Source organism: Haloferax sp. YSSS75, assembly GCF_046764215.1.
Taxonomy (GTDB): Archaea; Halobacteriota; Halobacteria; order Halobacteriales; family Haloferacaceae; genus Haloferax.
Genome location: NZ_CP177206.1, coordinates 1,910,666 through 1,931,043 on the forward strand (window position 1 = coordinate 1,910,666; position 20,378 = coordinate 1,931,043).

At 61.5% G+C, this 20,378-nt stretch carries 16 protein-coding genes; 10 read left to right on the top strand and 6 right to left on the bottom strand.

Annotated elements, in window-relative coordinates; translation table 11 throughout:
- Positions 1 to 88: 88 nt before the first annotated feature.
- Together ACK3R5_RS10110 and ACK3R5_RS10115 are read right to left on the bottom strand one after the other, a co-directional pair.
- Positions 89 to 808: a class I SAM-dependent methyltransferase gene (locus ACK3R5_RS10110; RefSeq protein WP_411966861.1), complete on the bottom strand. Its 720-nt coding sequence runs from the start codon at positions 806 to 808 to the stop codon at positions 89 to 91.
- 15 nt (positions 809 to 823) lie between these two features.
- Complete coding sequence (locus ACK3R5_RS10115) at positions 824 to 1,708, bottom strand: aldo/keto reductase (protein WP_411966862.1); 885 nt, start codon at positions 1,706 to 1,708, stop codon at positions 824 to 826.
- Between the two features lie 158 nt (positions 1,709 to 1,866).
- On the opposite strand from ACK3R5_RS10115, the gene ACK3R5_RS10120 reads away from it, so the two are divergent.
- The 3 genes from ACK3R5_RS10120 to ACK3R5_RS10130 all read left to right on the top strand — a co-directional run bounded on the left by ACK3R5_RS10120 (position 1,867) and on the right by ACK3R5_RS10130 (position 3,875).
- Complete coding sequence (locus ACK3R5_RS10120; protein WP_411963933.1) at positions 1,867 to 2,166, top strand: antibiotic biosynthesis monooxygenase; 300 nt, start codon at positions 1,867 to 1,869, stop codon at positions 2,164 to 2,166.
- Between the two features lie 187 nt (positions 2,167 to 2,353).
- Complete coding sequence (locus ACK3R5_RS10125) at positions 2,354 to 2,965, top strand: hypothetical protein (protein ID WP_411966863.1); 612 nt, start codon at positions 2,354 to 2,356, stop codon at positions 2,963 to 2,965.
- Between the two features lie 100 nt (positions 2,966 to 3,065).
- The gene (locus tag ACK3R5_RS10130; protein ID WP_411966864.1) at positions 3,066 to 3,875 is read left to right on the top strand and encodes an alpha/beta fold hydrolase; all 810 of its coding nucleotides are present in this window, start codon (positions 3,066 to 3,068) and stop codon (positions 3,873 to 3,875) included.
- On the opposite strand, the gene ACK3R5_RS10135 is transcribed toward ACK3R5_RS10130, so the two are convergent.
- Positions 3,859 to 5,256, bottom strand: coding sequence for an FAD-binding oxidoreductase (locus tag ACK3R5_RS10135; RefSeq protein ID WP_411966865.1), 1,398 nt, complete (start codon positions 5,254 to 5,256; stop codon positions 3,859 to 3,861). The genes ACK3R5_RS10130 and ACK3R5_RS10135 overlap by 17 nt on opposite strands.
- 142 nt (positions 5,257 to 5,398) lie before the next feature.
- Here ACK3R5_RS10135 and ACK3R5_RS10140 point away from each other — a divergent pair, with 142 nt between their 5' ends.
- A complete protein-coding gene (locus ACK3R5_RS10140) occupies positions 5,399 to 6,301 on the top strand; it encodes a helix-turn-helix transcriptional regulator (protein WP_411966866.1) in 903 nt (300 codons plus the stop codon).
- A 562-nt stretch (positions 6,302 to 6,863) separates the two neighbouring features.
- Here ACK3R5_RS10140 and ACK3R5_RS10145 read toward each other — a convergent pair.
- Entirely contained in the window at positions 6,864 to 7,049 is a 186-nt protein-coding gene (locus ACK3R5_RS10145) for a hypothetical protein (RefSeq protein WP_411966867.1), read from the bottom strand.
- Here ACK3R5_RS10145 and ACK3R5_RS10150 point away from each other — a divergent pair, their 5' ends adjacent.
- The 5 genes from ACK3R5_RS10150 to ACK3R5_RS10170 all read left to right on the top strand — a co-directional run bounded on the left by ACK3R5_RS10150 (position 7,050) and on the right by ACK3R5_RS10170 (position 15,003).
- Entirely contained in the window at positions 7,050 to 10,829 is a 3,780-nt protein-coding gene (locus ACK3R5_RS10150) for a PAS domain S-box protein (RefSeq protein ID WP_411966868.1), read from the top strand.
- 73 nt (positions 10,830 to 10,902) lie between these two features.
- Entirely contained in the window at positions 10,903 to 11,190 is a 288-nt protein-coding gene (locus ACK3R5_RS10155) for a HalOD1 output domain-containing protein (protein WP_411963939.1), read from the top strand.
- A gap of 480 nt (positions 11,191 to 11,670) precedes the next feature.
- On the top strand, positions 11,671 to 12,000 hold the full coding sequence (locus ACK3R5_RS10160) for a carboxymuconolactone decarboxylase family protein (protein WP_411963940.1): 330 nt from the start codon (positions 11,671 to 11,673) through the stop codon (positions 11,998 to 12,000).
- A 135-nt stretch (positions 12,001 to 12,135) separates the two neighbouring features.
- Complete coding sequence (locus ACK3R5_RS10165) at positions 12,136 to 13,125, top strand: ring-cleaving dioxygenase (RefSeq protein WP_411966869.1); 990 nt, start codon at positions 12,136 to 12,138, stop codon at positions 13,123 to 13,125.
- A gap of 96 nt (positions 13,126 to 13,221) precedes the next feature.
- Positions 13,222 to 15,003: a S8 family serine peptidase gene (locus ACK3R5_RS10170; protein WP_411966870.1), complete on the top strand. Its 1,782-nt coding sequence runs from the start codon at positions 13,222 to 13,224 to the stop codon at positions 15,001 to 15,003.
- A gap of 54 nt (positions 15,004 to 15,057) precedes the next feature.
- Here ACK3R5_RS10170 and ACK3R5_RS10175 read toward each other — a convergent pair whose 3' ends face one another.
- Together ACK3R5_RS10175 and ACK3R5_RS10180 are read right to left on the bottom strand one after the other, a co-directional pair.
- A complete protein-coding gene (locus ACK3R5_RS10175; protein ID WP_411966871.1) occupies positions 15,058 to 16,308 on the bottom strand; it encodes a cation:proton antiporter in 1,251 nt (416 codons plus the stop codon).
- A 77-nt stretch (positions 16,309 to 16,385) separates the two neighbouring features.
- Positions 16,386 to 18,755 carry an amino acid permease gene (locus ACK3R5_RS10180; protein ID WP_411966872.1) on the bottom strand — a complete coding sequence of 790 codons (2,370 nt, stop codon included), beginning with the start codon at positions 18,753 to 18,755 and terminating at the stop codon, positions 16,386 to 16,388.
- A gap of 181 nt (positions 18,756 to 18,936) precedes the next feature.
- Here ACK3R5_RS10180 and ACK3R5_RS10185 point away from each other — a divergent pair, with 181 nt between their 5' ends.
- Positions 18,937 to 20,373, top strand: coding sequence for an LVIVD repeat-containing protein (locus tag ACK3R5_RS10185; RefSeq protein ID WP_411966873.1), 1,437 nt, complete (start codon positions 18,937 to 18,939; stop codon positions 20,371 to 20,373).
- Positions 20,374 to 20,378: the final 5 nt, after the last annotated feature.

The window sequence follows — 20,378 nt, forward strand, 5'->3', positions numbered from 1 at the left end:
GTAGACCAAAAACGCTCCCTGAAGCGAAATTATGTAATATATACTATATTTTCACAGAGTGACTGCGCCGCGGCGATGCCGACGGTGGTCAGTCCGGTAACCGAAACGCGATGCTGTACATCTCGCCTATCGACTCCGAACCGATAGTCGTCACGAGACGTTCGGCCTCTCGGGACAGTTCCTCGCCCAGTTCACCGGGGACGTCCTCGGCGAGTGACCGCGCCACGTTCGCGTGTGCTCGGACGTGCTGTTCCGTCCACGGAACCGGGTCGAGGAGGGTGCGTGTTCTGTCGAACTGCCAGCCCTCACCGACGAACAGTCGCCGGAGAACTGCCGCTGGATAAAACGTCAGTGCTGACCCGCCCGTGGCCAACTCCGAGGCGGCGTTTTCGAGGGCAAAGAGGTCACGCATTGCCGCGTCGTCCGGGAGCGGTTCGTAATCGTCGACGACGAGGTGACATCCGGGGGCCGCAACCCGACGCAACTCCTCGACTATCGCGTCGAGCGACCCTGGCGAGACGACGTTGAACAGGCCGTGTGCGGTGATGATTTCGACCGAATCGTCGGCCAGCGGGAGACTGCGAAGGTCCGCTTCCAGGACGGCCGTTCGGTCAGGTTCGTCGCGGGCGACGCGTTCGTGGACAGTCCCCGCGTGGTCGGCGTCGTTCGTGACGGCGTAGACGTGACTCGCGCCCGCGGCGAGCAACCCTGCCGTCGTATTGCCGACTCCGGCACCCGCTTCGAGACAGACGGCACCGCTCACTGGCCGGTCTTCGAGTGCCGTCGACACCGTCGTGGGAACGTCCATCTCCGGGCGTCTCGGTCAGTGGTGCAGTTGTTCGGGGACAGGACTCTCGTCGTGGCGGTGGCGTTCGACGATCGACCGCTGGGCGGTTTCGTCCATCCCGTCGTAGCGCGTCGCGGCGTCGAGGACCATCGCCATCAACTTCGGGTCACCCATGCTGACGACGCTCGTCAGTCCCTGTGCGGCGGCGAAGTCGAACCGTTCTTCGATTTCGCGGGACGTGTCCACCGGTTCGTACCAGTTCGCGTACGGTCGGTCCGTCTCTGGGAGTTCGTCCGTCGAGGGCCACGGCCCTTTCGCGAAGGCCTTGATGCCAAGCGTTCCGATACCTTCCTCGTCGGCGCGTTCGAGAACCGCCTCGTAGTCGTGGTCTTCGTCGTCTTTCCCGACGACGACGGGGTTCATCGGGAACATCAGCGTCTCTAAATCGTCGATTCGGTCGATTGCGTCGAGGATGAGTTGCGGTCCGCTGTGACTCGTCAGGCCGATGTGGCTGATGATGCCTTCATCTTTGGCCTCTCGGAACGCTTCGAGGGCACCGCCGTCGCCCGTAATCGTGTCGAGTTCCTCTCCGTATTCGAGGCCGTGGACCTGATAGAGGTCGATGTGGTCGACGCCGAGGCGATTGAGTGACTGTTCGAGTTTTCGCTTCGCCCCCTCGTAGGTCCGTTCCTGGGTCTTACACCCGAGGAAGATGTCGTCGCGGTGTTGGCGAAGTTTCGGCCCCAGTTTCAGTTCGGCGTCGCCGTACATCGGCGCGACGTCGAAGTGGTTGACGCCTCTGTCGAGGACGAGTTCGACCATCTGGTCGGCACCCTCCTGTTCCAACCAGTTCAGCGCAATCGTGCCGAAGGTCATGATGCTGCTGTCGTGACCTGTCTCACCGAGTGGTCGTGTCTCCATACGAAACCTGTCACTGGCGGCGACCAAAAACGTGTGTTTCCCTCCACCGAACGAAACTCTCGGCCACCAGTCTATCGTAGCGTTAGACATTTATTACGCTCACAAACCTGTCGAGTATATCGTGTCAGAGCGTGTCAGTAGTAGCGGAGGAGACAACGATGTCAACAATTTTCGTCAAGCACGCGGTACAGGACTTCGACACGTGGAAACCCTACTTCGATGACCACGACAGCACTCGGAACGAATACGGGGGACAGGGCTACCGACTGTTCCGTCGTACAGAGGACCCGAACGAACTCGTGATGGTGTTCGATTGGGACACGATGGAGAACGCACAGAAGTTCCTCGAAGAGTCGGACCTCAAGGACGTGATGGAAGAGGCGGGTGTCGTCGGTGAACCGGAGATTTTCTTCCTCGAAGAAATCGAATCGAAACTCCCCGAAGAACCGTTAGCGTAACGTCCGGGTCCATCGAGGTTGCGACGAACACCGCGTCGCGTTTATTCGACCGCTCGTCGTCATCGAGACGATGTCGTTGCGAGTCCGCAGCACCCAACAGTCTCACGTTCGAGACGTTCTTCGTTAACACAAGATTTCCAGACCGACTGAGTTTTAACACGCGCTAGCAGAGCGCCGAACGTAGCGTATGGACACCGACAAACAGTTCGAAGACCCGATTGCGGCCGCTCTTCTCAGCGATTCGGTCTACGACAGTCTCCGGGTGCGACGGCGTAGTCTGTTCAAGCAGTCCCTCTCTCGAAAACTCGCGTGGCAGGGCCTCATCCTCGCCGCGTTGGCGATGGTTCTTCCGCTAGCGATGGTCCTCCCAGAATCGACACGAGCACTCTTTCCCACCGGCGACCCACTGAGTTCGACGCCGAAAATTCTCCTCCTCGGAGCGTATGCCGGCGGAATCGAGGCGATCGCGGCGCTCGGACTGATATACGTCGGTGTGCGACGGGTTCGCCACGACGGGTCACTGACCGAGCGACAGGCGCGTCGTCTGCTGGACATCGAGGACATGGCGTCGCTCTTCAGTCTCGTCACCGGCCCGTTCGCCGTCCTCGCTTTCGACGGCGTCTTCCTCCTCGCGGTCAGCGGAAACGATGCGATGGAGACGTTCTTCTCCGCAGGCGGTGACAACCCGTTCGCTTCGGCGGCGATTCCGGTCACTCTCTTCGAGGTGACGGTGGCCGCCGGCGTGTTGGCCGTCGCCGTCTTCGCCGCCAGTCGTCTGTTCGAACGCCGTCTCCACTGATTTCGGGACGACGTAATCGAGACGCTGTCTGACCTTCCGAGATTGGTCGAGTGACGAGGTGCCGACGATTTTTCACCCTGCCTCGTGACGGTCCTACTCGATGGACGTTCCCGACGACTGGACGACAGGGACAGTCGATTCGAACGGTGTGGCGTTGCAGTATTATCGAACCGGTGAGGGCCCACCACTCGTGCTGGCCCACGGCTTTACCGACAACGGTCGGTGCTGGGAACCGTTGATTGCAGACCTCGCGGCCGACTACGACGTCGTCGCCTACGACGCCCGTGCCCACGGCCGTTCGGACGCTCCCGAAACGGGGTACGCCATCGAAGACCGAGTTGCGGACCTCGTCGGACTCGTCGATGCCCTCGAACTCGACGACCCGATTCTCCTCGGGCATTCGATGGGTGGGAACACCGTCGCGTGGGCCGCCGCTTCGCATCCAGAACTCCCGCGAGCAGTCGTCCTCGAAGACCCGGCAGGCATGCTGGAGATGCGGGACGCGACCCACGACGAGCGTGCAGCAGCGGTCCTCGAAAGCGTCGACGAGTGGTCGAACCGCTCGGTAGACGATATCGAAGCGGAGTACGCCGAAACGCGACCGGTCCTCGCGCACCGACTCGCCGTCGCACGCACCGAATGCCGGCCAGAGATAGCGAACGTCGTTCGTGCGGGGTTCCCCAGAGCGGCGAACACCTTTCCCGACGTCACCGCGCCGACGCTCGTGTTGAAGGCCGACGACGATTCCGCTGGGCGGGCCGAAGATATCGAGGTGGCATCCGCGTTACGCAATGGCCGACTCGTCCACGTTCCCGACGCCGGCCACTGTGTGTTCCGTGACCAGTACGACGCCGCCTACGCCGAGCTACGGGGATTCCTCCGATGGGTGTCTCTCACGACGACGGCTTGACGTTCTGGTTCACGCGGAACAGATTCGTCGGGTCGTACTCGTCTTTGACGGCCACCAGTCGCTCGTAGGCGTCACCGAACGTCGTTCGCATCATCTCGTCTCCCTCTTCGAGGAATCCGGGGAAGTTCAGATACACCGACCCGTCGGAGAACTGTCGCATGTCGTCCAGACAGTCGCGGACCCACGCGACGTTTTCCTCGTCCGTGTCCGCGTCCTCCCAGTTCGCTTCGACGCCGAGGAGATACGGTGCGTGTCGCCCCGCGAAGGCACTCTCGGTGACGTCGACATCGGTAATCGCACCGCCGAGGTGCCAGACGTCGATGGTCGAGAGCGGTGAGGGGGCCGAGTCCGTCCAGGAGGCGATTCGTTCGATAGCCTCGTCTGAGATGCCGTCGAGGTAGAGTGACTTCCAGTAGTACCGCATGCCGTCGGGATAGTCCTCGTCCAGGAGGGTCTGTAGGTCCTCGTACGGGCGCACGCCACTGAGGTCAGTAATCGGGTCCGCGAATCTTCTGAGGGGGGCCAGCACGTCCATCCCCTCCTCGGCGGGTCCCGCATAGCATCCGATGATAGCGATTTTGGCGACGTCTACGGCGTCGGGAGAGAGTTCTTCGTCGGGGAGCATCCCGGAGAAGGTCAGCGTGCTGACCTCGTCGGGAGCAGTCCGGGCGTATTCGCGGTAGGACGCGAGGATTTCGGGGAGGTTTGCAGCGTCGTAGAACACCAGAACCGTCGCCACCTCCGGACCAACCGGGTGGAGTTCGAACTCGAATCCGGTGACGACGCCGAAGTTCCCGCCGCCGCCACGGAGCGCCCAGAACAGGTCGGGACGTTCGTCTTCACTCGCGGTGACGTACTCACCGTCGGCGGTGACGAGTTCGACAGACCGGAGGTTGTCGCAACTGAGGCCGTACTTGTGGCGGAGGTGACCGATACCGCCGCCGAGAGTGAGACCCGCGACGCCGGTGTCCGAGACGACGCCACCGGGCGTTGCGAGGCCGAAAAACTGTGATTCGTGGTCGACGTCGGCCCACGTCGCTCCGGCCTGTACCCACGCAGTCCGGCGTTCTGGGTCGACGTGGACGCTCGTCATCTCTGAGAGGTCGATGACGAGTCCATCGTCGCAGACGGCCGTCCCGGCGACATTGTGGCCGCCGCCACGAATCGACACCAGTAGGTCGTTCTCACGAGCGAACGTCACCGCCGTAGCAACGTCCGCGACACCGGCACAGCGAGCGATGAGGGCGGGACGTTTGTCTATCATCCCGTTCCAGACGGCCCGAGCGTCGTCGTATTCGGGGTCGGACGGAACGACGAGTTCACCGTGGAGCGTCTCCGCAAATGCTCGTCGTTCTCTGTCGGTCACGAGGTCTGTGGACATACTGTGACATCCGATGCCACGGGCGTTAGCCTCATCTATCGAGACGCGTTTTCCGTCGTGAGACTCGTCTCACACCGTGAGACGGCGTGTGGCGAGATGGGTAGAGTTAGTACCGACTCCGACCAACTAGTGAGAGATTCTCATGCACATCTCGGACGACACCGGGGATGACCACGACGACGCGTCTCGGTCGTCGAGTGCACCGATTGTCGACGCCATCCTCGACAACGCTCGGAATCGTCGAAACCTCGGACAGCAGTTGGCCACGTCGGGTGACCGGGTTTCGACGGACGAACTCGTCGATATCGTTCGCCACGGACCACTGCTCGAAGTGCTCCTCGATGGCCCACTCGACAGACGAGGGATAGAAGACCACCTCGACGTCTCGAAAGCGACGAGTCACCGGTTCACGCAGTGGCTAGAGACGACGGGACTCGGAGAGCGTATCGACCACAGACTCCAGTTGACCGGTCGGGGTGAGGCCGTCGCAGAAGAACTCCTTCGGTTCGAAGCGAACGTCAGAACCGCCCGCCGACTCACGCCACTGCTCGACGTCATCTGTGACGACCACGACGAGTTCCTCGTCGAACCGTTCGTGGACGCGACGGTGACGATTGCCGACCCGGAAGACCCGTACCGACCCGTCGAACGATTCATCGAACTGGTCCAGGAGTCACGGACCTTCCGCGGGTTCAACACGACGCACATGGCCCCGTTAGTCCTCGGAGAATTCCACCAGCAGATGTTCGGAGAGACGGAAACCGAGATAATCTATCTGCCAACTATCGTCGAGAAACTCTTCGAGACCTATCCAGAGCGTGCCCGTGAGGCAATCGAGAGGGGTCACCTGACGCTCCGGACGCGCGATGACCTCCCGTACGGCCTCGCACTGTTCGACGAACGTGTCGGTATCGGTGGGTACGATGCGTCGACCGGACTCATGCAGGTGTTCGTCGATACCGACGCGCCAATCGCACGCCAGTGGGGCGAACGCGTCTACGACTCTATCAGAGCGGACTCGGAGTCGCTCGACACGATAGCGTGACGATATCGACTCGCCAGGAGAATGCACAGATGGTGTTTTGGGGACGAACGAGAGAACGCAGATGACCGCCCGCAGACGGTGACGCGGGCCCAATCGGTGGACCAGAACGTCGGCGTCTACAGACGGTCAAAAGGTGCCCGAATGGCGTTCCTCGTTACGCATGGTGGTGTGGGGTGCCTCTGATTCTGTGCTCGTCGTGTGGTCGAACAGTGCGGACCCCAATCGTCTCCTTCGAGGAGAGCCACGACACTCGCGTCGGTGGTTTTCGAGCGGGTCGCTTGGGTCGATTCAGGTTCACTCACCTGTTCTCCCACAGGTTTCTGTAAGACCGCTATCGACAAATCGTCGATTACTCAACAGTGAGTCCTCTTTCTCGGTGGTAGCTACGTATCTAGAGTGGCCGTCGCTCACGTGGCGACGCTCCCCGTTCGACAGTGCTGGAATTCGGCGGTATAGACAGAACGCCGACGGAACGAAATCTCGCTCCTGGCATCGAAACCGTTCGGTACACAGACTGTACGCTCCACCAGACGATACTTCCGGCGTGTACCTATTGAACCAATTACATGAATACCACTGGGCGCGTCGTGGCAACTAGTGAATAACAGTGGGAGACGAACACCCTGAAAAGAATACGGAAGACGCTCCTCGGGGAGAACACGCCGAGAGCCACGGACTCTGTCGTGAGGTTCTCTCTGCCCTCGACCGAGTCGATGACGCCGTTTTCGTTCTCGACGCTGACTTCCACGTGACCTACGCGAACGAAGCGACGCACTCGACGTTTCGCCCTCTTGGGTACAGCGAAAGTCTCGTCGGGACAGTGCTGTGGGAGGTTTCGCACAGAGCGGTGGAGTCGAACCTCGCCACTGCAGTCGCACGCGCGTTCGAAACACAACAGCAGGTTCAGTTCAGAGAACAGTCCGAACCGCTCGATTCCTGGTTCGAGACGCGAATCTACCCGTCCGACGACGGGGTGACTGTCTACGTCAGCGACGTGACGGACGAAGTGCGACGGCGGGAGTATCTCGAACGGTACGAGACTGTCATCGAGACGATGCTCGACGGCGTCTACGTTCTCGACGACCGATACGAGTTCGTCTTGGTGAACGAGGCGTACGCCGACATGGTCGGGTGTGAACCGGACACCCTACTGGGTGAACACGTGTCTGCCGTCGTCACCGACGAGACGATAACGACGGCGGTGAGGGTCCGCGGTGAATTAAAACGCGGTGAGCGAGAGATTCTCGAAACCGAACTGGTTCGGCAGGACGGGGCGACGATTCCGGTCGAGTGTGTCTTCACCCCATACCCGCTCGATGGGGATTGGCGTGGGACCGTCTGTGTGGTTCGAAACCTCTCGGAGCGAAATCGGTTAGAAGCCGAGAAACTGGCCGCAGAGTGGGACCACACCGAAACCTTCGAACGACTCAGTCATGCCCTCGATGGAACCGACACCGGCATCTGGGACTGGGACATCGAAACCGACGAAGTCGTCTGGTTGGGGCCGATGAGTCGGTTGTTCGGACTGGGCCCCGACGAGTTCGACGGCACCTACGAAGGCTTCTTCGAGCGAGTCCATCCCGACGACCAACCCGCCGTCGAACGAGCGATTCAGGCGACACTCGACGGGTCCGAACCCTACCTCGTCGAGCACCGTATTCAGTTGCCAACTGGCGAGACCAGATGGCTCGAAGGCCGCGGCGAAGTGTACGAAGACGACGACGGCACCCCGGTTCGTTTGACCGGCGTGGCGACGGACATCACACACCGGAAGAGACGCGAGCGTGAACTGCACGAAGCGAACACGCGTCTCAACCTGGCACTCGACGGAACCGACACCGGCATCTGGGACTGGGACATCGAAACCGACGAAGTCGTCTGGTGGGGGCCGACCAGTCGGTTGTTCGGATTGAGACCCGACGAGTTCGAGGGGACGTACGAAGGAGTCATCAAGCGTGTTCACCCAGACGACGTCGCCGACCTGACTCGGAACCTCAAACTCGTGCTCGAAGAGTCGAAACCGTACTCTGGTGAGTTTCGAATTCTCCTCCCCGACGGGGAGATACGATGGATTGGCAGTCGTGGCGAACTCTACGACGACGGGAGCAACCCGATTCGGATGGTCGGCGTCGCCACGGATATCACCGAACAGAAACAGCTCGAACAGGAACTTCGCGCGTCGGAAGAACTCCACCGGACCACGCTGAGCAACATCACGGACACGGTGTTCATCACCGACGACTCGGGGACGTTCACCTACGTCTGCCCGAACGTGAACTTCATCTTCGGCGAGTCGCCAGACGACGTGCTGGCACTCGGGTCTGTCGGCCAACTTCTCGATGGTGACCCGGCCCCGGACGAGTTCGGTGACGGAGACGTCGTCGAGAATATAAAGCGAGTGGTGACCGACGCGGACGGCACCGAATACACGGTTCTCGTCACGGTCACGTCCGTCTCGATTCAAGGCGGGACGAGACTCTACAGCGTCCGCGACATCACCGAACTCGAAGAACGCGGACAGGCACTCCGCGACAAAGAGACACAGCTTCAGACCGTCGTCGAGAACGCCCCGCTCATCCACTTCATGTTCGACGTCGAGGGGACGTTCACGCTCTCTGAAGGCCGGGGGCTCGAAAAACTCGGGTTCCAACCGGGTGAAGTCGTCGGCGAGTCAGTGTTCGACCTCTACAGTTCGTCGCCTGACGTCATCGACGTCGTCGACAGGGCACTCGCCGGTGAACGGATACAGACCATCATCGACTTCGAGGACTCCACGTTCGAAGTCTGGTACGAACCCGTCTACGGCGACGACGGTGCCGTCGAGTCCGTCATCGGTGTCGCAACCGACATCACGGAGCTACGGCGGAAGGAGTTGACACTCACTGCGCTCCACCGGACCAGCCGAGAGTTACTTACCGCCGAGACGGAGACGGACGTCGCCGACGTCGTCGTGGACGCCGGAATCGACGTTCTCGGACTCTCGTCCGTCTCGGTTCTGCTCTTCGACGAGCGAGCGGGCGTCCTCCACCCGGTTGCAGTCGCCGGGGTGAACGGCGGTGCGACGAAACGGCGCAGTTACGGCCCCGAATCGGCCTATTGGGAGCAGTTCGTCGGTGAGTCAGTCGACGCTACCGGGACCGACGAGGGTGAGATATCTGTCCTCCTCGGGAGTCACGGCCTGTTCGTCGCAGAGACACGTGACGGCCAGTCGGTGACAGACGACATGGTCGAGTTGGCCGAACTACTCGGTTCGACTGCCGAAGAGACGTTCGACCGCGTCGCACGCGAGGAGGCGCTCAGGAACCGTGAACGAAGCCTTCGCGAACAGACGGTCCGACTCGAACGTCTCCACGAAATCAACGAGCAGATTCGCAACGTCGAGCACGTCCTCGTGATGTCCGAAACCCGGAGGGACATCGAACGTGGTGTCTGCGAACGCCTCGCAGAGCCCGAACGAGTGGCGTTCGCTTGGATTGGGGACGTCGAGGATGCGACAGTCACGCCGAAGTCCTGGGCAGGGTCTGAGCGAGGCTATCTCCCCGCACTCAGGGACCTCGACGACACCACCGAACCGTCGAGCGTCGCAGCGTCGACGCTCGAACCGGTCGTCGTTCAGTCGGTTGCCGATAGGCTTCGAGAAGAACCGTGGCGCAGAGAGGCACTCGCCAGTGGCTACCAGTCCGTGATGAGCGTCCCACTCGTCTACGACGGCCACTCGTACGGTGTGTTGACCCTCTACGCCACGCACAACGACGCCTTCGGTCGGTTGATGCAGTCCGTCCTCGGCGAACTCAGCGAGACCATCGCGTACGCTATCAACGCCGTCGAGACCAAACGTGGCTTCCTGACCGACCGTGTCGTCGAACTCGTCTTGCGAACGTCGGACCTGCGAGACCCGCTCGCTCGCCTCGCCGAGCAGACCGGCAGTACGATTCGCTTCGAAGGAATCGTCCCGGGCCCGGAGCACAAACGAATCTTCTTCACCGTGTCGGGCGCCGACGCGTCCGAAATCGTGGCCGCAGCAGACGGGAGTCCCGCGCTCGAATCGATACACGTGGTCTCGAAAGACGACGATGGCGGGACGTTCGAACTCACCTCCGCTTCGTCACTCCTCGCGAACGCTCTCGTCGACCACGGCGCGATTCCGAAGCGCATCGAATCGACGGACGGCGAAACCACGGCCGTCGTCGAACTCTCTCACGGAGCGGACGTCGGGTCGTTCGTCAGCGCACTTCGCCGGCGGTTCTCCGACGTCGAGTTGATTGCCCGCCGTGACCGGGACCGGATTCCACTGACGAGAGAGACGTTCAAGACGAACTTCGAAGCGGCAGTCACGGCCAGACAGTTGGAGGTGCTCCGAACTGCCTACTTCTGTGGGTACTTCGACTCGCCGCGCTCGATGACGGGACAGGAAGTTGCCTCGCTCCTGTCGATTACACAACCGACGTTCAACTACCACCTCAGAGCGGGTCAACGGACACTCCTCGGGATGCTCGTCGACGAGCGAGGCGACGACTCTAGATACTGAGTGTCCGTTCTCCGGGTGACCACACAGTTGAGCAAGAATCGTCTTCGGAGTTCCTCTCGACTGTCCAGTCAGAATGAGTAGAAACGACCAGTCCCGGTTGGGCGAGAGCCACATCGCCCCCGTCAGTAAAGCAGTCGTCGAGGCTGTGGCGGCGGCGAAAGACGTCGACCCACTCTCTATCCAACCGCTGTACGAAGTCGTCGACCCGGACGCACTCGACTTGCTGTTTGCATCTCCCTCATCCGAGACGATTCGTTCGGGTGGACACGTCGAATTCACCATCGAAGACTGTACGGTTCGAATCACCGTGACGCAGGACGACGTCGATGTCGAGGTGACAGACTGTGGGAGAACGACGTAGACCCGGCCCCAACCGTCACGTACCGACATCTCTCCCCGACGGGTCGGGGTGGCGCGATTCCAGCGTCTGTGCGCACTGTGGGGCCCGCATCGACACAGCAGAATGGTATCCAATCGTGACTCGGTTCGAAGACGGGGTTCTCGTCTTCACGCCGTTCTGTGACGAGTCGTGCAAAGACGAATGGCAGGCAACCACGCAGTGAGTTCCACACCCTCGACAGATAGCATCGAGGGGGCCAAAATGAGGCGTCTTCCGGGCTTTTGCAGTCTGTTCACGTGTCGACTAACGCTTCGGCAACCACCTCTCAGTCGTACGTTCCCGCCCCCATGGCCGCTGGTTGGTCGAAGAATTCCCCGCGAGCGGTATCGTCACGGAAGACGGAATCGCTCCCGAACACGTCTCGTGGGGCGCGGACGTGTCCCGACGCGAAGGGGGGACGTAGAGCTATATCCTCTCACGACACGAATACGTCAGACGAGTATGAGCGACCACGTAGACGACATCCAGAGCCTTCCGGACGTACCGAGCACCCTCGCAGAAGACCACCCCGACGTGTGGAGTCGATACACCGAGTTGGGAGCGGCCTGTTCCGATGCGGGACCCATCGACGGCGAGACGAAGCGCCTCGTCAAACTCGCACTGGCTATCGGTGCACAGTCCGAGGGGGCCGTCCACTCGCACGTGCGACGCGGACTCGACGAAGGAATCTCACCCGAGACGCTGCGGCACGCCGCCGTCCTCTCGATTCCGACGCTCGGATTCCCCCAAGCGATGGCCGCTATGAGTTGGATAGACGACCTGACGGAGTGAGAGTGAGCGTCGTGGTTCGGTTCGTCCCGACGTAGTGACCGGTCCGTCACCACCGAGACGCGAGAGGTGTCCAGACCACCCGGTAACACTCACGTCGCCAGAAACTCAAGTCCTCTCGGCCCGTACCGTACTCCGATGACGAACCCAACACCGACACCCGGCATCCACCACGTGACGTGTATCGCGGGCGACCCGCAACAGAATCTCGACTTCTGGGTAGAGACGCTCGGCCTCCGACTCGCCAAGCGCTCTATCAACCAGGACGACCCGAGCACGTACCATTTCTTCTTCACCGATGCCGAGGGGAACCCCGGAACGAGTATGACGTTCTTCCCGTGGGAGAACATGTCGCGCGGGAAAGTCGGCACCGGACAGGTATCCCGAACCGCCTTCCGCGTCCCCGAGGGGAGTCTCGACTACTGGGAGGACCGATTCGACCAGTACGACGTGGACTACGACGAGCGAATCGAGCGATTCGGAGAGACAGTCCTCCCGTTCCGTGACCCAGACGGCCTGCCAGTCGAGTTGGTCGAAGTCGAGATTCCCGACGACGACCCGACCGTTCCGTGGACGGAGTTCGTCCCCGAAGAATCCGCCATTCGTGGGTTCCATTCGGTGACGCTGTGGATTGCCGACCCCGAAGCGACGACTGACCTCCTCCAGACGATGGGGTTCGACGAAGTCGGAACCGAACAGGCACAGGGCGACATGGCCGGCGACGAGCGAAGACGATTCGCCGCCGAGGGCCCCGTCGGCAAGTACGTCGACGTCCTCCCCACCATCGAGAGCAGTCGACAGGGACTCGGAACCGTCCACCACGTCGCGTTCCAGACGCCGACCGACGAAGACCAAGAGTCGATGCGGAAGGCGGTCCAATCGAAGGGACTGCGCCCGACCCAACAGATTAATCGACACTGGTTCCGCTCGGTCTACTTCCGTGAGTTCGGCGGCGTCCTCTTCGAACTCGCGACGAACGGTCCGGGCTACGCCAGCGACGAACCGCTCGACCAACTCGGCGAGCGACTCGTCCTCCCCGGCGAGTTCGAAGCGCGGCGCGACGAAATCGAAGCGGGATTGACGGACGTGACGATACCGCGAGCAGGGTCCGTCGAAGCGGACGACTGACCCCCGTCGAACTGCGTCCAACCGGGCAGAACTCCAGACAGAACGTGGCGCGTGAACATCACGAACAATTATGTAATTTTGGACCCATCTACGTTCATGGGTGCCAACTCATTTTCGCGACGGTCGTTCCTCTCCGGGTGTGGGGTCGGCCTCGGGGCACTGGTCGGTGGGACAGGAACCGCGTTCGCTCGCCGAAGCGACCGGTACATCGTCGGAACGAGCACTCCCGGGTCGACGCGGGCGGCGACACGGGCGGCGAGCGCCGTCTCCCGCGTCCTTGACTTCGGAGGTATCGGAACGGCGGTTGCAGGCGTCTTCACCGAGGAGGCACTGCGGGGACTGCGAAAGAATCCCAACGTCCGGTATATCGAACCGGACGGGACGATGCACGCTATCGGTGTGGATTCGACTGACGGGGAAGTACCGTGGGGTATCGACCGAGTCGACGCAGAGAAGGCCCACGCGAGTGGTGCGACGGGTGCAGGTGCACACGTGGCCATCATCGACTCGGGTATCGACTCTGACCACCCGGACCTCCAGGGAAACCTCGGTGCGGGCAAAGCCTTCGTCTCCTCCCGCGGCCCCTACGCGCAACCGTGGGACGACGACAACGGCCACGGGACCCACTGTGCCGGCACCGCCGGCGCCGTAGACGACGGTACGGGCGTCGTCGGCGTCAGTACGCAAGCCACGCTTCACGCCGTGAAAGTCCTCGACAAGAACGGAAGCGGGTCGTACTCTGACGTCGCGGCGGGCATCAAATACGTCGCAGACCAACTGTGGGACGTCGCGAGTCTGAGTCTCGGCGGCCCGCCGTCGAGCACCATCGAGGACGCCTGTCGGTACGCCTTCGAACGCGACGTGCTACTCGTCGCGGCGGCGGGGAACGAGGGAGTGAACGTCGAGGAGTCCGCACCGGCGACGTACTCGACGGTGATGGCTATCAGCGCAACCGACGACAGGGACACCCTCGCGAGTTGGTCGAACTACGGTGCCGACATCGAACTCGCCGCCCCTGGCGTAGATATCTACTCCACGGTTCCCGGCGGCTATGCGACCTATTCGGGAACGTCGATGGCCTGCCCACACGTGAGTGGTGCCGGCGCCCAACTGATTGCACAGGGCTACACGCGTGACGAGGCACGACAACGGCTGAGGGACACCGCAGAGGATATCGGCCTGCCGAGTAGTCAGCAGGGCGCTGGCTTGCTCGACGTCGAAGCGGCGGTTGGCGGGTCTCTCGACCCCTCCCCAAGCGTCTCGTGGGAATCACCACGAGGTGGTGAGTCGCTCACAGGAACGACGACGATTCGACTCGCCGCCAGCGACGACAGTACGGCGAACGACGCCCTCGTCGTCGAATACGAACTCGACGGAAGCGGGACGTGGCGGCCCGCCTCGTACGACAGTTCGACCGGCTACTACGAGGACACGTGGGACACCGAGACGGCCGACGACGGGACGCACACGCTCGCCGCCCGCGCGACAGACGGCGACGGAAACACCTCGTCTGCGGCCGATATCGCTGTCAGTGTAGACAACACCAGCAGTGGGCCCACCGGCAGCATCGACGAGACGAGCATCGCGGAGGCCGACTCTCGGAACCCCCACGCAGAGTTCTCAATCCCGTGGAGCGCGGCAGACGCCGACGGCAACCTCGATACGGTAGAACTGACGTTGACCCAGACGTCGCCGGCGGGAGGGGCCGAAGAGACGGTGTTCGTGGACGTGAGTGGCGAGACTGCGAGTGGGACGACGATACTCACGGCGAAGCACGACGACGGTACCGGGTACACGTACGACGTGACGATTGCGGTATCTGATACGTCTCAAAAGACCGGTGGCGAGTCCGTGTCGGTCACCGAGAACGGCGTCTGATTCCACAGTGACGCCCGCGGCGGTTCTTGAGCGGTATCGATTCACGGCTGTTCACTAACTTTTGCTGTACTGGGACGCGCTCCCCGGAATGACCATCCGCAGCACGTAGGGCAGTAACGACCCCTGAAAGACTATCGAGAGGACAGCGACGCCCAACACCATCGCCTGCAAGGTTTCACGAAGTGGTATTCCGTCCGGGAGACTGAGGACGAGCGCAACCGGAACGACGGTGTGGAGGCCGCTCCACACCATGATATGCTGGTAGTTCCGAGCGACAGCTTCTGACGACGCCCGGTTCAACGCGCCGACGAGCGTGTACACCACCGTCGCCCGTGTTACCAAGACGAGGACGACGGTCAAGACGACAAGGTCCAGGTGACGGACGAGTTCCCCGACGGACACCTGCATCCCGATGAGCAAGAACAGATAGGTGCTGATGAGGAACGCGGCGGCGTCCCACATGTTTTCGAGATAGTTGACGTTGTCCGGGTGTATCGCGTCGCGTTTCCCGTAGGACCCGATGACCAGTCCAGCGGCAACCGTCGCCAACACGCCGCTCACACCGAGAAGTCGGTCTGCGAGTAAGAAACTCCCGTACGGGAGGAAGATAGTCAACAGCAAGTCGACCATGCGCTCTTCTTCTGCGCGGAGAACGAGGTACACCGCGATCCCCGAGACGATGCCGACGACGAGGCCACCGAGACTGACGAAGACGATGTCCCACGCGACGGTGAGGGCGTCAGAGAGCGACCAGAGTGTGCCGAGTCCCACCGACCCGTTGTCCGTCTGCAAGAGCACCGCGACGATAGTCGTGTACATGACGATGACGAACCCATCTCCGAGGTGACTCTCGCTCTCGACGAGGGCGGCCAACCGAGGCGGGGCGTCGACTTCTCGAAAGATTCGGATGACCGAGACGGGGTCGACTGGATAGACGATGGTGGCGAACAGCAGCGAGACGAGGAGCGAGAACCCGAGGAGGTGGTTCCCGACCCATCCGATGAACAGAATCGCGAGCGGCAAGCCGAACACCGTAATCACGAGGACGAACGGCAGGTTGTCCCAGAAGTGACCCGGTTCGATTTCTGTCGCTCCTTGAAAGAGTACCGTCGGCAGGAAGACGACCATGATGAGGTCCGATGAGAGCGGAATCGCCAGTTCGATCCCAAGTATCGCGACTGCGAATCCGACCAGTACGAGGCCGACGATGTACGAGATACCGATGCGGGAGGCAATCACCCGAACTGCGATACTGATGGCTAAGACGAGAAGCAGTTCGGAGAGAATGACCACCGTCTCAGCCATGTCTTAGTCGAACACCGACGAACCGTAAATATCTACACCCCAACACGAGTGGATGGTCCAGCGGGTTCCCCGTCGCGTTACGTCTGCGAGAAGAGTCGACTGAAGACCGACCGAATGCCGAGGTTCCGCTTCGCCATGATGACCGTCCCTGCCGCCTCCTGTCCGACTTGTTCGGGTATCGACCCGAAGACGAATTGTTGGAGCAACCCTTCGCGGGTCGACCCGATAATCGTCAGGTCGTGGTCGAGCGAGGACTCGACGATGGTCTCAACGACGTCCGCACCCTCGACGAACTGGGTTTCGAACGTCACGTCGTCGAGTTTCTTCGCAGCCTTTTCGAGGACGGCCTGTCCGGCCTGTCTGCGCCGCTCGTCCGCGTCAGGGTCCACGACGTACTGGACGGTGACCGACGTTCCCGTCGTGTGAGCGATTGCGCGTGCGATTTCGGCGGCGTACTCCGCGTGGGGGCCACCGGCGGTCGGTACCAGTATCGACTCGGGGATGCCCTCGCTCCCGATGCGTTCGACGAGGACGTCACAATCCGCGTCGCGAACGACGTGGTCGACGGTGGTCCCGAGAACCACGTCGCGACGGCGGGAGGGTTGGCCACGCCATCCCATCAAAATCGCGTCCGAGTCGTGCTGTTCGACCGTGTGGAGAATCGCGTTGCCGACGTGGTGGCCGATTCTGACGATTCCGTGGACCGGAACGTCCGTGTCCGCGCCACCAGACTCGATTTCTATCGCCCGTTCGAGAATCTCTTCTCGGTCCTTCGCCTCCGCTCTCCCGGCCGAGAGTGGCGTCTGGTCCGGCAGGTCGACCACCGAGAGGACGAGTATCTCCCCGCCTTTGTCGGCCGCGATATCACGCGCCGTGCGCATGAGTTGCTCGGTGTTGTTCGGGTTCGCAATCGGGACGAGCAGTTGGTAGTCGCGGTGGTCGGGGGCGCTCTGTTCGATGACCGTCGGCGTCTCACGCTCGATATCTTCGACGGACGTGGTGCCGATAACCGCGAACCAGACGCCGATACCGACCACTTCCGCGACGACGCCGAAGATGAACGACCCCGGTTCGACGTTGACGAGGAGGACGAGGTTGGCGAGCAGTGCGAAAATCGGCACGAACGGCACCGCCGGAACTTCGAACCCACGGTCGATGTCGGGGTACTTCTGCCGGGAGCGAATGATGGCGATGTTCACGACGATGAGACCGGTCAGGAGCATGAAGTCCGCGAAGTGCGCAATTGCTTCGATGCCCATGTGGAACTCGAAGACGCCGGCGTCGATGGTCGTCGACCCGAAGATTCCGCGAGGGAGGATAGTGAAGAAGAAGATGAAGAAGGTAATCAGACCGCCCGTCAGGAGCACCGACCAGTACGGCGTGTTGAACGACGGGTGGAGCGTCTCGAACCGGTTAGGGAGGTGGTCACGCCGACTCATCGCCAGTTTCACGCGAGACCCTGCCAGCACCGTCGCGTTCGCGGCCGACAGCATCGAGAAGAGTGCACCGACGATGATGACGTAGAAACCGACGTTTCCGAGATAGAACGACGCGGCGTACCCCATCGCGAGTTCGCCGTTCTCCGCGATGAACACCTCGGCACCGGCGGTTCCGGTCACGTCCTCGACGACTTCGATGAGCAGGTCCAGATACGCCGGGTTGTTGATGGCGAGCGTCACCACCAACACGACGAGGGCGTAGATGATGGTGACAAAGCCCATCGAGAAGAAAATCGCACGGGGGACGTTCCGACCCGGGTCTTCTATCTCTTCGGCGTTGGTCGCAATCGCCTCGAAACCGAAGAACGTGATGAACACGAGCGCGGACGTGAGGCCGATATCCCGGAAGTTCGTCAGGTTCTCGCTGAACGATTGCTGAATCGTCGTCGCGTCGAACGCCTGCAGACCACCGTAGAGGAAGACGATTATGAGGGCGACTTTCAGGACGGTGACGATAATCTGAAACTGCCCGGACTCCTCTGTGCCCTTCATATTCAGCGCGACGAGGAGGCCGAGGATGACGAGGCCCGAGAGCCAAAACGGGAGTGCGTCCTGTAGTCCAGTCGAGAACAGGGGGACGATAAACCGGTCGAACCAGTCGGAAAACGACGCGAGGTAGAACGCCGCACTCGCCGGGTAGCCGAGAATCATCGACCACCCGACGATGTAGGTGAGGTCCGAGTCGAACGTGTTCGCGACGTAGGCGTATCCACCGCCGGACTCCGGATAGATGGACGCGAACTCGGCATACGCGAACGCCGTGAACGACGCCACTATCGCCGCGATGACGAACGCGACGATAGCCATCGCACCGACGTTACTCACTGCGAGACCCGAGAGGACGAAGATACCGGCGGCAATCATCGTGCCCACACCGAGAGCGATTGCCCCGACGATACCGATGTCCTGGTCTAATTCAGTCTCGACGCCCGGCGATTCTCCACTCACGGTGTCTCAATTGACGGGTTATGTATAATAAATAACGGGAGTTGATTGCAAGAATACAGCTCTGGACGTCTTCCCGATGTATTCGCCTGTTACATCACTGGTCCGGATAGTTACATATCAAAAGATTGTCTAGTACAAGGCTCTAAATATAATGTTCATAAATTAACAAATGTGGTGTGATATGACAGAACACAACCGACGAACGATACTTCGTCTGCTCGCAACAGGCACTGGTGTATCGCTCGGGGGAGTCGGTTCCGCCCTCGCGTCCCAATCGGCCGGTGGACACGACGAACTCAGACTGTTCAGTGAAGTCGGTGTCGCGGGTGCGAACGAGGTAGTCGACGACGGGAACTACGTCTACGTCGCGACTGGTGGTGGGATGAGCGTCGTCGACTGGCGTAATCCGGGCCGGCCGGAAGTGGTCGCCGAGGTGGACCTCGTCTCCGACCTGCAGGCAAATCTCGGTATCGAGAACCCGGTCGTCGACATCCTGGACCTCAAGGTCGACGACGGCGTCGCCGCACTCGCGAACAACGGTTCGGAGAACCCCGGTGGTATCTCGCTGTACGACGTCAGCGACCCGACGAACCCGCAGTTCCTCGCACAGTACGAACCCACGTTCGACGGCCCCGGACCGAGTCCGGGCGCAGACATCCACAACTGCTACCTCGAAGATGGCTACGCCTATCTGACACTGGCAGAACCGTGGAGTGTCGACGACGACGGAGACGGCGAACGTGAACGGTACTGGCTCTTCGGCAACACGGGCGTCGAAATCGTCGATATCCGCGACCCCGCGAACCCCCAACAGGCCGCTCGATGGCTCCTCAAAGACGACGAACCCGAAGTGGCGAAGGCGTCGCGAGTCCCGTGCCACGACGTCTACGTACAGGACGGCGTCTGTTACGCTGCGCTGTGGGATGCTGGTACCGCGGCACTGGACGTGAGTGACCCGACGAACCCGACGCTCGTCTCCCGGTTCGGGAGCGACGTCGACGCCAGCGACGCGATTCCAGCGTTCGAAATCGGCGTCGACGACTTCAATACGTACCTCTTCGAGCAGTTCGACTTCGCCGCGTATCTCACGGCACCGGGGAACGCCCACTACGTCCAACCGTCCACCGACGGAAACTACGTCTTCGTCGGTGCGGAGACGTTCCCCAAGGACGTCGGTATCTCGAACCCCGGCGTCGACGACTACGGTGGCATCGAGGTGTGGGACACGTCGGACCTGTCGAACCCGCAGTTCGTCACGCGTATCGACCCGCCAGTCATCGACGACGACCAGTCGGGGAAACTGTTCACCTCACACAACTTCGACGTGACGGCGAACCGACTGCACACGTCGTGGTACCACGGCGGCGTCCACGTCTACGACATCACCGACCCGACGACGCCCGAACACCTCGCTGGCTACGACCCGGACGGATACGCCTTCTGGACGGCAGTCAGTGGACGAGGCTTCACCGTCGGTGGCGTCTACGGTGCCGCATCGGCGAACGCCGGCGGAGTCACGATACTCAACAACGACCGCGGAGTGAAGCAACCGCCCGCATTCGACGGTAGTAACCCGTCGGGGCAACCCGACGTCGTACCCGACGCGAACCGGGAGTGAAGATT

Coding starts and splice junctions, on each gene's coding strand:
- ACK3R5_RS10140 (WP_411966866.1), top strand. CDS start 5,399: ATGCACATCTCGGACGACACCGGGGATGACCACGACGACGCGTCTCGG.
- ACK3R5_RS10110 (WP_411966861.1), bottom strand. CDS start 808: ATGGACGTTCCCACGACGGTGTCGACGGCACTCGAAGACCGGCCAGTG.
- ACK3R5_RS10120 (WP_411963933.1), top strand. CDS start 1,867: ATGTCAACAATTTTCGTCAAGCACGCGGTACAGGACTTCGACACGTGG.
- ACK3R5_RS10160 (WP_411963940.1), top strand. CDS start 11,671: ATGAGCGACCACGTAGACGACATCCAGAGCCTTCCGGACGTACCGAGC.
- ACK3R5_RS10170 (WP_411966870.1), top strand. CDS start 13,222: ATGGGTGCCAACTCATTTTCGCGACGGTCGTTCCTCTCCGGGTGTGGG.
- ACK3R5_RS10115 (WP_411966862.1), bottom strand. CDS start 1,708: ATGGAGACACGACCACTCGGTGAGACAGGTCACGACAGCAGCATCATG.
- ACK3R5_RS10165 (WP_411966869.1), top strand. CDS start 12,136: ATGACGAACCCAACACCGACACCCGGCATCCACCACGTGACGTGTATC.
- ACK3R5_RS10135 (WP_411966865.1), bottom strand. CDS start 5,256: ATGTCCACAGACCTCGTGACCGACAGAGAACGACGAGCATTTGCGGAG.
- ACK3R5_RS10175 (WP_411966871.1), bottom strand. CDS start 16,308: ATGGCTGAGACGGTGGTCATTCTCTCCGAACTGCTTCTCGTCTTAGCC.
- ACK3R5_RS10155 (WP_411963939.1), top strand. CDS start 10,903: ATGAGTAGAAACGACCAGTCCCGGTTGGGCGAGAGCCACATCGCCCCC.
- ACK3R5_RS10125 (WP_411966863.1), top strand. CDS start 2,354: ATGGACACCGACAAACAGTTCGAAGACCCGATTGCGGCCGCTCTTCTC.
- ACK3R5_RS10130 (WP_411966864.1), top strand. CDS start 3,066: ATGGACGTTCCCGACGACTGGACGACAGGGACAGTCGATTCGAACGGT.
- ACK3R5_RS10185 (WP_411966873.1), top strand. CDS start 18,937: ATGACAGAACACAACCGACGAACGATACTTCGTCTGCTCGCAACAGGC.